The sequence below is a fragment of the Pseudomonas sp. BRG-100 genome (genome assembly GCF_000737955.1).
Classification (GTDB): Bacteria; Pseudomonadota; Gammaproteobacteria; order Pseudomonadales; family Pseudomonadaceae; genus Aquipseudomonas; species Aquipseudomonas synxantha_A.
On the sequence record NZ_JPRX01000001.1, the window covers coordinates 3,515,663 to 3,530,256 of the forward strand.

At 61.1% G+C, this 14,594-nt stretch carries 13 protein-coding genes; 9 read left to right on the forward strand and 4 right to left on the reverse strand.

Annotation, left to right across the window (positions count from 1 at the left end; genetic code table 11):
- On the forward strand, positions 1-369 hold a 369-nt coding region (locus JH25_RS29075), incomplete at its 5' end, for a hypothetical protein (protein WP_236648050.1).
- Here JH25_RS29075 and JH25_RS11875 read toward each other — a convergent pair.
- Positions 366-830 (reverse strand): TIGR02444 family protein, encoded by a 465-nt coding sequence (locus tag JH25_RS11875; protein WP_032878795.1) that lies wholly within the window; start codon positions 828-830, stop codon positions 366-368. The genes JH25_RS29075 and JH25_RS11875 overlap by 4 nt on opposite strands.
- Positions 831-880: 50 nt before the next feature.
- On the opposite strand from JH25_RS11875, the gene JH25_RS11870 reads away from it, so the two are divergent.
- The 5 genes from JH25_RS11870 (at position 881) to JH25_RS11850 (ending at position 6,578) form a co-directional block, all read left to right on the forward strand.
- On the forward strand, positions 881-2,791 hold the full coding sequence (locus tag JH25_RS11870; protein ID WP_032878796.1) for an ATP-binding cassette domain-containing protein: 1,911 nt from the start codon (positions 881-883) through the stop codon (positions 2,789-2,791).
- A complete protein-coding gene (locus JH25_RS11865; RefSeq protein ID WP_005792426.1) occupies positions 2,791-3,363 on the forward strand; it encodes a mechanosensitive ion channel family protein in 573 nt (190 codons plus the stop codon). Before JH25_RS11870 ends, JH25_RS11865 begins: the two co-directional genes overlap by 1 nt.
- An 89-nt stretch (positions 3,364-3,452) precedes the next feature.
- Positions 3,453-4,085 (forward strand): LysE family transporter, encoded by a 633-nt coding sequence (locus JH25_RS11860; protein ID WP_005792425.1) that lies wholly within the window; start codon positions 3,453-3,455, stop codon positions 4,083-4,085.
- Between the two features lie 140 nt (positions 4,086-4,225).
- Complete coding sequence (locus JH25_RS11855) at positions 4,226-6,121, forward strand: FTR1 family protein (RefSeq protein WP_032878797.1); 1,896 nt, start codon at positions 4,226-4,228, stop codon at positions 6,119-6,121.
- 1 nt (position 6,122) lies between these two features.
- Positions 6,123-6,578 carry a YaiI/YqxD family protein gene (locus JH25_RS11850; protein WP_032878798.1) on the forward strand — a complete coding sequence of 152 codons (456 nt, stop codon included), beginning with the start codon at positions 6,123-6,125 and terminating at the stop codon, positions 6,576-6,578.
- Positions 6,579-6,622: 44 nt separating this feature from the next.
- On the opposite strand, the gene elbB is transcribed toward JH25_RS11850, so the two are convergent.
- On the reverse strand, positions 6,623-7,288 hold the full coding sequence (gene elbB / locus JH25_RS11845) for an isoprenoid biosynthesis glyoxalase ElbB (protein WP_005792422.1): 666 nt from the start codon (positions 7,286-7,288) through the stop codon (positions 6,623-6,625).
- Positions 7,289-7,403: 115 nt separating this feature from the next.
- On the opposite strand from elbB, the gene JH25_RS11840 reads away from it, so the two are divergent.
- Entirely contained in the window at positions 7,404-8,639 is a 1,236-nt protein-coding gene (locus JH25_RS11840; protein ID WP_032878799.1) for a sterol desaturase family protein, read from the forward strand.
- Here JH25_RS11840 and JH25_RS11835 read toward each other — a convergent pair.
- Positions 8,620-9,255 (reverse strand): DedA family protein, encoded by a 636-nt coding sequence (locus JH25_RS11835; protein ID WP_032881179.1) that lies wholly within the window; start codon positions 9,253-9,255, stop codon positions 8,620-8,622. The genes JH25_RS11840 and JH25_RS11835 overlap by 20 nt on opposite strands.
- A 208-nt stretch (positions 9,256-9,463) precedes the next feature.
- On the opposite strand from JH25_RS11835, the gene hemB reads away from it, so the two are divergent.
- Both hemB and ppk1 read left to right on the forward strand, forming a co-directional pair.
- Complete coding sequence (gene hemB / locus JH25_RS11830; protein ID WP_032878800.1) at positions 9,464-10,477, forward strand: porphobilinogen synthase; 1,014 nt, start codon at positions 9,464-9,466, stop codon at positions 10,475-10,477.
- A gap of 18 nt (positions 10,478-10,495) precedes the next feature.
- Positions 10,496-12,718, forward strand: coding sequence for a polyphosphate kinase 1 (ppk1, locus tag JH25_RS11825; RefSeq protein WP_005792418.1), 2,223 nt, complete (start codon positions 10,496-10,498; stop codon positions 12,716-12,718).
- Positions 12,719-12,791: 73 nt separating this feature from the next.
- On the opposite strand, the gene ppx is transcribed toward ppk1, so the two are convergent.
- Positions 12,792-14,294: an exopolyphosphatase gene (ppx, locus tag JH25_RS11820; RefSeq protein ID WP_005792416.1), complete on the reverse strand. Its 1,503-nt coding sequence runs from the start codon at positions 14,292-14,294 to the stop codon at positions 12,792-12,794.
- Positions 14,295-14,594 lie beyond the last annotated feature (300 nt).

Consider the following 14,594-nt stretch of genomic DNA (forward strand, 5'->3'; position numbering starts at 1 on the left):
CCTGCAGCCGCGAAACCAGCAGCCAAGCCAGCCGCTAAACCTGCAGCCGCGAAACCAGCAGCCAAGCCAGCCGCTAAAACTGCAGCTGCCAAACCAGCAGCCAAGCCAGCCGCTAAACCTGCAGCCGCGAAACCAGCAGCCAAGCCAGCCGCTAAACCTGCAGCCGCGAAACCAGCAGCCAAGCCAGCCGCCAAACCTGCTGCCGCGAAACCAGCAGCCAAGCCAGCCGCTAAACCTGCTGCTGCCAAACCAGCAGTCGCCAAGCCAGCCACTCCAGCGGCACCGGCAGCATCCACCGCTCCAACCGCATCGGCCAGCACCACGCCTGCACCGGTAGCGCCAAGCACCACCCCAGCCAGCGCTTCCTAAGCGTCGGTGGCCGCGACGCGCAGCGCCTGCAGCGCGTCGTGGTCAAGGTTGGCGGCTTCGGTCGCCAGGCCTTCAAGCCATTCGTACTGACCCACCACCTCATTGATCGGCCATGCCTGCGCCAAGGTTTCCAGGCGCGCCAGCAGTGTTCGTTCAGCCTCCAGCTCCAGGGCTTTGACCCGCTCGCGCAACGATGCCAGCTGCGTATCCTGCTGCGCCAGGGCTCGCCATTGCACGCGCAGGTATCGCAACGGTTCGACAACCTGCACCCGCCACGGACGGGCAAGCTGTTGCAGCGCCTGCACCCGCTCAGGTGTATGTGCCACACCGCGCCGCTCCAGCCAGGCACCACACAGCAGCAGGCATACATCCGCGCCTTGTTCCTGCAAACGCAGGCAAGCGGCCTCTACACCCGGGCGAGCGTAGGTAGAAAGGGCAAAGCTCCACAGGTCAGCGCACATATTCACACCCAAGCCAGCGGCCAACGAAGCTGGTAGACTCCGCCGCCATTATGATCCGACTTCAAAGCCTAACATTACAGCGTGGCCCGCAACGTCTTCTCGAAGACGCCGAGCTGACCCTGCACGCCGGTCACAAAGCCGGCCTGATCGGTGCCAATGGCGCCGGCAAATCCACGTTGTTCGCCTTGCTGCTCGGTGAGCTGACCCCGGATTCCGGGGACTGCCTGCTGCCGGCCGACTGGCGCATCGCCCATATGCGCCAGGAGATCGACACCCTGGACCGCATCGCGATCGACTACGTGCTCGATGGCGACCTGCGCCTGCGCCAGGTGCAACACGACCTCGCCGAAGCCGAAAAAGCCCAGGACGGTGCCGCCCAGGCCCGTCTGCACGCCGAGCTGGACAGTGCCGACGGCTACACCGCCGACGCCCGTGCCCGCAAAATGCTCGCTGGCCTTGGCTTTACCAACGAACAGATGGACCGCCCGGTCGCCGACTTCTCCGGCGGCTGGCGCATGCGCCTGAATCTGGCCCAGGCACTGATGTGCCCCTCCGACCTGTTACTGCTCGACGAACCGACCAACCACCTGGACCTCGATGCGATCCTGTGGCTGGAAGATTTCCTCAAGAGCTACCAGGGCACCTTGCTGCTGATTTCCCACGATCGGGATTTCCTCGACGCCGTGGTCGACAACATCGCCCACGTCGAACAGAAGAAAATCACCCTCTACCGTGGCGGCTATACCGCGTTCGAACGTGCCCGTGCCGAGCGCCTGGCCCAGCAGCAACAGGCCTTTGAAAAGCAACAGGCGCAACGTGCGCACATGGAAAGCTACATCGCCCGCTTCAAGGCCCAGGCCACCAAGGCCCGTCAGGCCCAGAGCCGCATCAAGGCGCTGGAGCGCATGGAAGAACTGTCGGCGGCCCACGTCGATTCGCCGTTCGATTTTGTGTTCCGTGAGTCGGTGAAGATCTCAAGCCCCCTGCTCGATCTGTCGGACGCTCGCTTGGGCTACGGCGACAAGACCATCCTGGAGAAGGTCAAGCTGCAGCTCACGCCGGGCGCACGCATTGGTTTGCTCGGCCCCAACGGCGCGGGCAAGTCGACGCTGATCAAGAACCTGTCGGGTGAGCTTGAGCCACTGGCTGGCCGCCTGACCCGTGGCGAGAACACGGTGGTGGGCTACTTCGCCCAGCATCAACTGGACTCGCTTGATGCCAAGGCCAGCCCGCTGTTGCACCTGCAACGCCTGGCGCCCACCGAGCGCGAGCAAACCCTGCGCGACTTCCTCGGCGGTTTCGACTTCCGGGGGGCGCGTATCGACGAGCCAGTGCTGAATTTCTCCGGGGGCGAAAAAGCCCGACTGGCCCTGGCCCTGATCGCCTGGGACCGTCCAAACCTGCTGCTGCTCGACGAACCGACCAACCACCTGGACCTGGAGATGCGCCTGGCACTGACCATGGCCCTGCAGGAGTTCAGCGGTGCGGTACTGGTGGTGTCTCACGATCGCCACCTGCTCAAGAGCACCACCGACAACTTCCTGCTGGTGGCCGACGGCAAGGTCGAAGAATTCGACGGCGACCTGGACGACTACGCACGCTGGCTGACCGAGTACCGCCTGCGCAATGCGCCGGCCAGCAACACCCCGGTCAACCCGGACAAGACCGACAAGAAAGCCCAGCGCCAGGCCGCCGCCGCGCTGCGCCAGCAGCTGGCGCCGCACAAGCGTGAGGCCGACAAGCTGGAAGCCGAGCTGGGCAAGGTGCACGAGCGCCTGGCCAAGATCGAAACCAGCCTGGGTGATAGCTCCGTGTACGAGGCGGCGCGCAAGGATGAGCTGCGTGACCTGCTGGCCGAACAGGCCAAGCTCAAGGTGCGCGAAGGGCAATTGGAGGAAACCTGGATGGAGGCCCTCGAACTGCTCGAAACCTTGCAAGCGGAGCTGGAGGCGCTGTCCTGATGGAAGCGTTGCAACTGCCGGTACCGGCGCAATGGGTCGAGCCCGTATGGATCGGCGTGCAAATCCTGCTGATCCTGCTGGCCGGCTACCTGGCCCAGCGCTTCGTCGCCAAGGGCCTGACGCGCCTGGGTGAGCGTTACCCGTTCCCGCCGCAACTGCTGATGCCCCTGCGCGGCGGCTTGCGCTGGCTGATCATGGGCAGTGCGCTGATCTTTGTGCTGGGGCGCCTGGGGGTGTCTGCCACGGTGTTGTGGACGGCGCTGTCAGGGTTTGTCGCGGTAGCGGCAGTGGCGTTCTTCGCCATGTGGTCGGTGCTGTCCAACCTGTTGTGCGCAATTCTGATCTTCACCGTCGGGCCGTTCCGCCTTGGGGATATTGTCGAGTTGGTGGACACCGTCGACAAACCCGGCGTGAAGGGCAGGGTCGTGGCGATCAACCTGCTTTACACCACATTGATCGAAGTAGAAGAAGCCGGGACCAGCAGCGCGATGGTGCAAGTGCCTAACAGCTTGTTCTTTCAGCGCTCGGTGCGCCGTTGGCCTGGCACCCATGTATTTCCGGGCGACCGCTAGCGTTTACATCTTGTAAAAATCTATAGCCAGCCTTCGGTCGGTAGAGTTAGCTTAAAGGCACAATCGCTGACTCCCTTCTGAGGTGCGCAATGGCTCTCGACACATGGCTGGCCTTTTTCCTGGCCAGTTGGATCATCTCCCTTTCTCCTGGCGCCGGTGCCATCGCCTCGATGTCCAGCGGCCTGCAATACGGTTTTGTCCGTGGCTACTGGAACGCCATTGGCCTGCAACTGGGCCTGGCGATGCAGATTGCCGTGGTCGCGGGTGGCCTGGGGGCCATTCTGGCGGCGTCGTCTACCGCGTTCTATGCGATCAAATGGTTTGGCGTGGCCTACCTGGTGTACCTGGCCATCAAGCAATGGCGCGCCCTGCCCATGGACATGACCGATGACGCCGCCGTGCGCCCGATCGGGAAGCCGATGGCGATGATGTTCCGCGGCTTTTTGGTCAACGCCAGCAACCCTAAGGCCCTGGTGTTCATGCTGGCGGTGTTGCCGCAATTCGTGAACCCGCAGGCGCCGCTGTTGATTCAGTACCTGATCCTCGGTGCAACCATGATCAGCGTCGATATGATCGTGATGGCGGGTTACACGGGGTTGGCGTCGAAAGTCTTGCGTCTGTTGCGTACGCCTAAACAACAGAAACGCGTAAACCGCACATTCGCAGGTTTGTTTGTCGGCGCTGCGGGTTTCCTTGCGAGCCTGCATCGCGCTACGGCGTAATTGCCGAAACCGAATCGAAATGTGGGAGGGGCAAGCTCCCTCCCATATTGGATTTAGGGGTGATATGAAATAACACCTTGAGTCGAATTCATTAAAGCTCAACAATAGTGTTACTTCGTATTTCCACTTGAGATTCATTCATGACTGCCCCTTTCCGCTTTCTTGCGTGGCTGCTGTTGCCGGCGCTGATGTCGTGCAGCTTCAATCTCTTGGCCGCGACCGCCGAAGGCGCGCCACAGGCCCTGCATTTGCTGGATTACATCGGCGCCGACTACCCGCCTACGGTAGAGGCAGGCAAGGTGGTAGACGACTCGGAATACCGCGAGCAGGTGGAGTTTCTCGGAGTGTTGCAGGGTTTGGTGGCTGATCTGCCCGACAAACCCGAGCGCGCTGAGTTGATAAGCGGCGTTAATGAATTGCTGGCGGCGGTCACCGCCCATCAGGACGGCGCGAGCGTGGCCCGCCAGGCTCGTCAGTTGGGCGCCAAGCTGGCCGTGGCGTATGAAGTCAGCCAAGCACCGGCCATCACGCCGGACCCGACACGCGGCGTGCCGCTTTATGCCCAGCATTGTTCGGTGTGCCACGGCACTGTCGGCGCCGGTGATGGTCCGGCTGGCATGGGCATGACGCCGCCCCCCGCTAACCTGCGTGACGCCACGCGCCTGGATCGCTTGAGCCTGTATGCGATCTACAACACCCTCGGTCTGGGTGTCGAAGGCACTGATATGCCGTCGTTCGCTGACCAACTGGACGATCGCCAGCGCTGGGACCTGGCGACCTATATCGCCGGTTTCACCGCCGACCCGGCTGCCGCCAAAAGCGAGCAGGCGTTCAACCTCGCCGACCTGGCGCGCCAGACCCCCAATGAAGTGCTCGCCGCTGACGGCCCTGGCGCTGCGGCGACGTTCCGCGCCCAGCGTGCACAGCCGCCACAGGTTCAGCGTGGTCCCGCGCAGTTGCTCGACTACACGGCCGCCACGCTGGACAAGAGCCTCGCGGCCTTCCGCAACGGCGACCACGAGCAGGCCTATGATTTGTCCGTCGCTGCCTACCTGGAAGGCTTCGAGCTGGTGGAAAGCTCCCTGGATAACGTCGACGCCAATGTGCGCAAAGACACCGAGAAGGCCCTGATGGCCTATCGGCAATCGTTGCAGGATGGTTTGCCTATGGAGCAGGTGCAGCAGCGTCTGGACGTTGCCAAAGGCAAACTCACTGAATCCGCCGGCTTGCTGGGCGGCGATGGCCTGAGCTGGTCATTGAGCTATATCTCTGGCCTGCTGATCCTGTTGCGCGAAGGCCTGGAAGCGATTCTGGTGCTAGCGGCGATCCTCGCCTTCCTGCGTAACACCGGCCAGCAGTCGGCGGTTCGCAGCGTCAACGTCGGTTGGGGCCTGGCGCTGTTGGCAGGCTTGGCTACGTGGGCCTTGGCGGCGTATGTGATTGACGTCAGCGGGGCCCAGCGAGAACTGCTCGAAGGCTGCACGGCGCTGTTCGCCAGCGTGATGGTGCTATGGCTCGGCGTGTGGATGCACGACCGGCGTCACGCGGCGGCCTGGCAGGATTACATCAAGAGCAGCCTGGTGGGCGGCGGCGGCCGTTTCGGTTTTGCCGTGCTGGCGTTCTTCTCGGTTTATCGCGAGCTGTTCGAAGTGATCCTGTTCTACGAAACCCTGTGGCTGCAGGCCGGCCCTGCCGGGCACAACGCGGTGCTGGCCGGTGGTGCCACTGCGCTGGTGCTGCTGGTGGGCCTGGCCTGGGTGATCCTGCGTGGCTCGGCGAAGTTGCCGTTGGCGCTGTTCTTCGGCATCAACGCTGCGTTGCTGTGCGCACTGTCGGTGGTGTTCGCCGGGCACGGTGTCAAGGCCTTGCAGGAGGCGGGCATCTTCGGCACGCGGCCGGTGGCGTTCTTTGACTTCGACTGGCTGGGCATCCATGCCGATGCGTATTCGTTGGGCGCGCAGGCTGTGGCGATCCTGGCGATTGTGGTGCTGTATGGCCGCAGCCGGCTGACCGAGAAGCGCCGGGCGGCGGTGTAGCATGCGGGTATGGATCGACGCCGACGCCTGCCCTCGGGCGGCCAAGGACCAGGTAGTGAAGTTTGCCCTCAAGCGCCAGTTCGAGGTGGTGCTGGTGGCCGGGCAGAGCCAGATCAAGCCGAGCTTTTCCTGTGTGAAGCTGATCGTGGTGCCCAGTGGCCCCGACGCGGCCGATGATTACCTGGTTGAGCACGCCGTACCCGGCGAACTGGTGATTTGCAGTGACGTGCCCTTGGCCGATCGGCTGGTGAAGAAGGGCGTCACGGCCCTCGATCCGCGAGGCAAGGAGTTCAGCCCTGCGAACATGAGTGAGCGCCTGGCGGTGCGCAACCTGTTCACCGACCTGCGTGAGCAAGGTCAGATGGGCGGCGGACCACCGCCCCATGGCGAGAAGGATAAGCAGGCGTTTGCCAATGCCCTGGACCGAATCCTTATACGTCTTATGCGCCCAGCCTGACCTGTGGCGAGGGAGCAAGCTCCCTCGCCACAGGCGCCTACCCGTCAGTCGTTCTCGTGGGTCAACTCCAGCACCCGATCCACCAACTTGTTGATCCCTGACGCCACTTCACTGATGTTCTTGCCGAGCATATACGCCGGCGTACTGACCAGCTTGCGCGCCTTGTCCTCGACGATATCTTCCACCGTGCATTCGTGGTGCGTGGCGCCCATCTTGTCCAGGGCAGCCGCTGTGTCGGCATCGTTACCGATGGTGCAGGTCACGCCAGGGCCGTAGATCTTCGCGGCCAGGGCCGGAGAGATGCAGATCAACCCCACCGGCTTGCCTGCTTCGGCAAACGCTTCAGCCAGTTCCAGCACCTGCGGGTTGACGCTGCAGCCGGCGCCCTCCACGGCGAAGTTCGACAGGTTCTTCGCTGCGCCAAACCCGCCCGGCACGATCAGGGCGTCGAAGTCGGCGGCATTGGCTTGGCCAATATCCTTCACTGCGCCCCGGGCGATACGCGCAGACTCCACCAGCACATTGCGCGACTCGGGCATTTCTTCGCCGGTGAGATGGTTGATCACGTGCAATTGCGCAATATCGGGTGCAAAGCATTCCACTTGAGCGCCGCGCTGGTCCAGGCGCAGCAACGTGATCACGCTCTCGTGAATCTCTGCGCCGTCGTATACGCCACAGCCGGAAAGGATCACTGCAATCTTTTTGCTCATGGGCATTTCTCCTGATTCATGGCGTTAAATGTCTACTAATTTGTAACCTGTTGCCAATGGGATCTCACGTCGCTGCACCTAATCTTGATGTAACAAAAATAGACCGGACTAGCCCATGGACTTTGTGCCTTACGCAGTACCGTTTTTTATCGCCCTGATCGTTGTGGAGCTGCTGGCCGACCGTTGGCGCGGTGCACGCAACTACCGAGTAGCGGACGCCATCAACAGCCTCAGCACCGGTGTGCTGTCCACCACGACCGGTTTGCTGACCAAGGGCGTGGGCCTGTTGACCTACGCGTTCGCCCTCAAGCACCTGGCGCTCATCGAGCTGTCGGCCCAGAGTGCCTGGACCTGGGTGTTCGCCTTTGTGTTCTATGACTTCTGTTATTACTGGCTGCATCGCATGGGCCATGAGCGCAATATCCTGTGGGCCGCGCATTCGGTGCATCACCAGAGCGAGGACTACAACCTCACCACCGCCTTGCGCCAGACCAGCACCGGTTTTCTGCTGAGCTGGATCTTCTACCTGCCTCTGGCTGTGGTCGGCGTGCCGCTGGTGGTGTTTATCAGCGTGGCTTCGCTCAACCTGTTGTATCAATTCTGGGTCCATACCCGCCACGTTCCCAAGCTGGGCTGGTTTGAGTGGTTCTTCGTGACGCCGTCCAATCATCGGGCCCACCACGCACAGAATGCTCTCTACATGGATCGTAACTACGGCGGGGTGTTCATTATTTGGGACCGGCTGTTCGGTACTTTTCAAGAGGAAGACGACAACGAGCCGGTGATCTTTGGGGTAACCACACCCCTGGCCAGTTGGAACCCGCTGTGGGCCAACCTGCAGTTTTATGCGCAGTTATGGAGTGACGCCCGGCGCACCGAGAGCTGGTGGGACAAGTTGCGCATCTGGTTCATGCGCACCGGCTGGCGCCCGGCGGACGTCAAAGCCAAATACCCGATAGCCAAGCCGGACCTGAGCCAGTTTCGCAAGTTCGAAGTGCCTTTGGATGCGCGGCAGCAGGTCTACATCGCCTTGCAATTTGCTGCTTATGTGGGCTTTGGCAGTTATCTGATGAATTTCGGTGAGGGCCTGCCTACGGCGGCGTTGGTGCTCGGCTGGGGCGCGATGGCCCTGGGCCTGTTTACGTTGGGGGTGGCACTGGAGAATCGCCCATGGGCGTTGAAGGCCGAGCTGGCGCGCCTGGCGCTGAACCTGCCGTTGGTATGGCTGGCGCCGCTGGTCGGCTTGTGGCCTGCCAGCCCTCTCGCCTGGCTGGGCCTGGCGAGCTACAGCCTGCTCAGCGTGATTGGTCTCTACTGTTGCAGAGGCCGTTTTACTCGGTTGGCGTCTTAGGCGTTTCGACCGAGGCTTGCTCGACAGCCTGTCGCGCCTTGGCCTCGGCACACGCTTGGCGGGCGATGCGAGCATTCTTGAAGCGACGTCGCAGCCACAGGCCAAAACCCAGCACCAGCAAGGCGCCCAGTACCCATAGCTCGTACTTCTTGACGCTGCCGAGCATACCTTCCAGCACCGCACCGAAATGATAGGCCGCAGCCCCCAGTGCAGCGGCCCAGATCGCCGCACCAATACCGTTGAGGATCAGGTAGCGCATCGGCGGGTAACCGGACAGGCCGATCGCCACGGGCATCACCGTGCGCAACCCGTAGACGAAGCGAAAGCTCAGCACCCAGATATCCGGGTGCTTGCGGATATGCTCCAGTGCCTTGTCGCCCATCAACTGCCAGCGCGGCTTGCGTGCCAGCAGCTTGCGGCCGTGCTTGCGCCCCATGTAGTACCAAAGCTGGTCGCCGGCATAGCTGCCAAAAAAGGCAACGACCACCACCAGGTTGATATCCATGTAGCCACGAAACGCCAGGAAGCCTGCGAGTACGAGGATGGTCTCGCCTTCGAAAAACGTGCCGAGAAAGAGGGCAAAGTAGCCGAAGTCATGCAGAAATTGTTGAAGCATGGTCTGGGGTGCTGGCGAAATGAACGCGCAGCCTACGCCTTCACGAAGATTCATGAAAGTATCGAGATGTGTCACGAAGTGAACAATTCCTACATAAATGACGAATGCGACTACAGGTCGCATCGATAAGCACAACTGTCATTCCTTCGTCATAATGGCCGCTTATAACTGCAACGCTCGCCCGTAAACGCGGGCTCAGGAGTCTGTCGTGAGCTTTACCCCTGCCAATCGCCTGTTCCCCGCCACTCGTCTGCGTCGCAATCGTCGTGATGATTTTTCTCGCCGCCTGGTACGTGAAAATGTACTGACGACGAACGATCTCATCCTGCCGGTCTTTGTGCTCGACGGTGAAAGTCGTCGGGAAGCAGTCGCCTCGATGCCGGGTGTGGAGCGTTTGACCATTGATCAGTTGCTGATCGAGGCGGCCGGTTGGGTCGAACTGGGGATCCCGGCACTGGCGCTGTTTCCGGTGACCCCACCGCAGCTCAAGTCTCTGGACGCCGCCGAAGCCTGGAACCCGCAAGGGATCGCGCAGCGCGCCACCCGTGCCCTGCGCGAGCGCTTCCCGGAGCTTGGGGTGATCACTGACGTGGCGTTGGACCCGTTCACCACGCACGGCCAGGATGGCATTCTTGACGAAGAGGGTTATGTTCAGAACGACAGCACCGTCGATGCATTGGTCAAGCAGGCTTTGTCGCACGCAGCGGCGGGCGCCCAGGTGGTTGCGCCGTCGGACATGATGGACGGCCGTATCCAGGCGATTCGCGAAGCCCTTGAGCTGGCCGGTCACGTCAATGTACGAATCATGGCCTACTCGGCCAAATACGCCAGCGCCTATTACGGCCCCTTTCGCGATGCGGTGGGGTCGGCGCTGAACCTGGGCAAGGCCAACAAGGCTTCGTACCAGATGGACCCGGCCAATAGCCAGGAAGCGCTGCACGAAGTGGCGGCCGACCTGGCCGAAGGCGCCGATATGGTGATGGTCAAGCCCGGGATGCCGTACCTGGACATCCTTTATCGGGTCAAAGAGGAATTCAAAGTGCCGACCTTTGTCTATCAGGTCAGCGGTGAATACGCCATGCATATGGCGGCGATCCAGAATGGTTGGTTGAGTGAAGGGGTGATCCTCGAATCCCTGACTGCCTTTAAACGTGCCGGCGCTGATGGCATTCTGACCTACTTCGCCGCCCGCGCTGCCCAATTGCTTAGAGAGCAACAATAGCCCTCACAGGAACACTCGATGAATACCGAAGGACTCTCCGAAGTTGCCGTAAAAGACGCTCACCCGGTGGTTGAACAAGTTTCCCAGACCCCGCCGGAGCTGGAGCCTGCCCCGCCAGCGGTGGTTGCCGAAGCACCTGCGCCGGCACCGGTGGCCGTGGTCACCAACCTGGATGACAGCAGCCTGTACATCCATCGCGAGTTGTCACAACTGCAATTCAACATCCGCGTGCTGGAGCAGGCGCTGGATGAGTCCTACCCGTTGCTGGAGCGGCTGAAATTCCTGCTGATCTTCTCCAGCAACCTGGATGAGTTCTTCGAGATTCGCGTTGCCGGCCTCAAGAAGCAGATCACCTTTGCCCGTGAACAAGCCGGGGCCGACGGCCTGCAACCGCACCAGGCGTTGGCGCGCATCAGTGAGCTGGTACATGGTCATGTGGACCGCCAGTACGCAATCCTCAACGACATCCTGCTGCCGGAACTGGAAAAGCATCAGGTCCGCTTCATTCGTCGTCGTCACTGGACCGCCAAGATCAAGACCTGGGTGCGCCGTTACTTCCGGGACGAGATTTCGCCGATCATTACCCCCATCGGCCTGGACCCTACGCACCCGTTCCCACTGCTGGTGAACAAGAGCCTCAACTTCATCGTCGAGCTTGAAGGTATCGATGCCTTCGGTCGCGATTCGGGCCTGGCGATTATCCCGGCCCCGCGTCTGTTGCCACGCATCATCAAGGTACCGGAAGAGGTAGGGGGCGCTGGCGACAACTATGTATTCCTGTCGTCGATGATCCATGCTCACGCCGATGACCTGTTCCAGGGCATGAAGGTCAAGGGCTGCTACCAGTTCCGCCTGACCCGTAACGCCGACCTGGCACTGGATTCCGAAGACGTTGAAGACTTGGCTCGCGCCCTGCGTGGCGAGCTGTTCTCGCGGCGTTATGGCGATGCGGTGCGTCTGGAAGTGGCGGACACCTGCCCTAAACACCTGTCGGACTACCTGCTCAAGCAGTTCAACCTCGCCGAATCCGAGTTGTATCAGGTCAACGGCCCGGTGAACCTGACGCGCCTGTTCAGCATTACCGGCCTGGACAGCCATCCTGAGCTGCAATACAAGCCGTTCACGCCACAGATCCCGAAACTGCTGCAAAACAGCGAGAACATCTTCAGCGTTGTGAGCAAGCAGGACATTCTATTGCTGCACCCCTTCGAGTCGTTCACCCCAGTGGTCGACCTGCTGCGCCAGGCCGCCAAGGACCCGCATGTTCTGGCCGTGCGCCAGACCCTCTACCGCAGTGGCGCCAACTCGGAAATCGTCGATGCGTTGGTGGATGCTGCGCGTAACGGCAAGGAAGTCACCGCGGTGATCGAGTTGCGTGCGCGCTTTGACGAAGAGTCCAACCTGCAACTGGCCAGCCGTCTGCAAGCGGCCGGTGCGGTGGTGATCTACGGCGTGGTCGGCTTCAAGACCCACGCCAAGATGATGCTGATCCTGCGCCGTGAAGCCGGTGAGATCGTGCGCTACGCCCACTTGGGCACCGGCAACTACCACGCCGGCAACGCCAAGCTCTACACCGACTACAGCCTGCTGACATCCGACGACGCACTGTGCGAAGACGTCGGCAAGTTGTTCAGCCAGCTCATCGGCATGGGCAAGACCTTGCGCATGAAAAAGCTGCTGCACGCGCCGTTCACCCTCAAGAAGGGCATGCTCGACATGATTGCCCGCGAGACCCAGTTTGCCCTCGATGGCAAGCCGGCGCACATCATCGCCAAGTTCAACTCGCTGACCGATCCGAAGATCATCCGCGCGCTGTACAAGGCCAGCCAGTCGGGCGTGCGCATCGATCTGGTGGTGCGTGGCATGTGCTGCCTGCGTCCGGGTATTGTCGGCGTGTCGCATAACATCCACGTGCGTTCGATCATCGGCCGCTTCCTGGAGCACACCCGTGTGTTCTACTTCCTCAACGGTGGTGAAGAGCAGATGTTCCTCTCCAGCGCCGACTGGATGGAACGCAACCTCGATAAGCGTGTGGAGACCTGCTTCCCGGTAGAAGGCAAGAAGCTGATCATGCGGGTCAAGAAGGAGCTGGAAAGCTACCTTACCGACAACACCCACAGCTGGAGCCTGCAGTCGGACGGGCGTTATGTACGCAACACCCCGACCGGCAACCAGAACCCGCGCAGCGCGCAGGCGACGTTGCTGGAGAAGTTGGGTAGCCCGATTCTTGCGGTGAACTAAAACCCAGCACCAGCAAGGTCTAAAAAATGTGGGAGAGGGTTTGCCCCCTCCCACATTTGTTTTGCAGTGTGCTTTAGCGCAGGTTCAGGCTGAACCCCACCCGCGTCAGCCATTCCGCTTCCTGGGCGAAGTCCGCCTGGGTCAGCTGGTTTTCATCCAGCCAGCCCTTGGGGAAGATCACTTCCAGGCTGTCATCAGCAGCGCGCAGTTTTACCTGGGGCATTTCCTGGGTGCCACGAATGTGGTGGAACAGGATTGCAAAGCGCAACAGCGCGCACAGGCGAATCAGCTTGATGCCGTCTTTGCCGAATTCGGCAAATTTGTCCTTGGGAATATTGCGGCGATGGCCGCGCACCAGCAGCGCGAGCATCTGCTGGTCTTCGCGGGAGAACCCAGCCAGGTCCGAGTGCTCGATCAGGTAGGCGCCGTGCTTGTGGTAATGGTAGTGGGCGATGTCCAGGCCCACTTCATGCACCTTGGCAGCCCAGCCGAGCAGCTCGCGCCAGACGCCGTCTTCCAGGTCCCAATCGGCGGCCACCTGGTCGAAAGCGTGCAAGGCTTTGCGCTCCACACGGGCGGCTTGTTCCAGATCGACGTGGTAGCGCTCCATCAGCGAGCTGAGGGTGCGCTCGCGCACGTCTTCGTGGTGATGACGGCCCAGCAGGTCATAGAGCACGCCTTCGCGCAGGGCGCCGTCACAGTGGTCCATGCGTTGCAGTTCGAGGGCGTCGAAGATGGCTTCGAGAATCGCCAGGCCCGCAGGGAAAATGGCGCGGCGATCAGGTTTGATGCCGTCGAAGTCGATTTTCTCCGCATCCCCCAGCTTGAACAGCTTGCGCTTGAGCCACGCCAGACCTTCGGCATTCACCTCGCCAGTGCCATGGCCGCCAGCCTTCAAGGCCAGGCCGATGGCGCGGATGGTGCCGGACGAGCCGATGGCTTCATCCCAGGTCAGGCGGTGCAGGGCATGTTCAATGCTCATGATCTCCAGCCGCGCCGCCGTGTAAGCCTGGGCATAGCGCGCCGGCGTGATCTTGCCGTCCTTGAAGTAACGTTGAGTGAAACTCACGCATCCCATCTGCAGACTTTCACGCAGCAGTGGCTCGAAACGCTGGCCGATGATGAACTCGGTACTGCCGCCACCAATGTCCGCCACCAGGCGTTTGCCGGGCGTGTCGGCCAGTGTGTGGGACACACCAAGGTAGATCAGGCGCGCCTCTTCACGGCCAGAGATAACTTCCACCGGGTGCCCGAGGATTTCCTCGGCACGATGGATAAACTCATTGCGGTTTCGGGCTTCGCGCAACGCGTTGGTGCCGACGATGCGTACGGCGCCAGGCGGCATGCCATTGATCAATTGCGCAAATCGCTTGAGGCAGTCGAGCCCGCGCTGCATGGATTCTTCATTGAGCTTGCGCTCGTCGTCGATCCCGGCGGCCAGTTGCACTTTTTCGCCGAGCCGCTCAAGGATGCGGATCTCACCGTTCTGGGCCTTGGCCACGACCATGTGAAAGCTGTTGGAGCCCAGGTCGATGGCGGCGATCAAGGACAGATTCTTGGCTTGGGATTGCGGCATGGTTTGGGGATCTCGGTCGATAACCTTGCCATCGTGCCACGATCGACCGCTGGAGCCAACGCGTTGTGCTTCGGTAATTTTCCCGATGTGGTCTGTAGGAAAATTTTGGAAAGTTCAGGGCTGCTTCGCAAGTTTCCAGCAAACAAACTTTCCGACGATGTAAGACGTTTTAACCGGATGCAGTTGTAAGTATTTAGATAATTTCTCCTACAGTGAGTGGGACTATATGTTGTTCTATATCTTGCTCAAGACTACAAGGTCGATAGGTTAAAGTAATTTTTATGCTGGCTGGAGCCTACA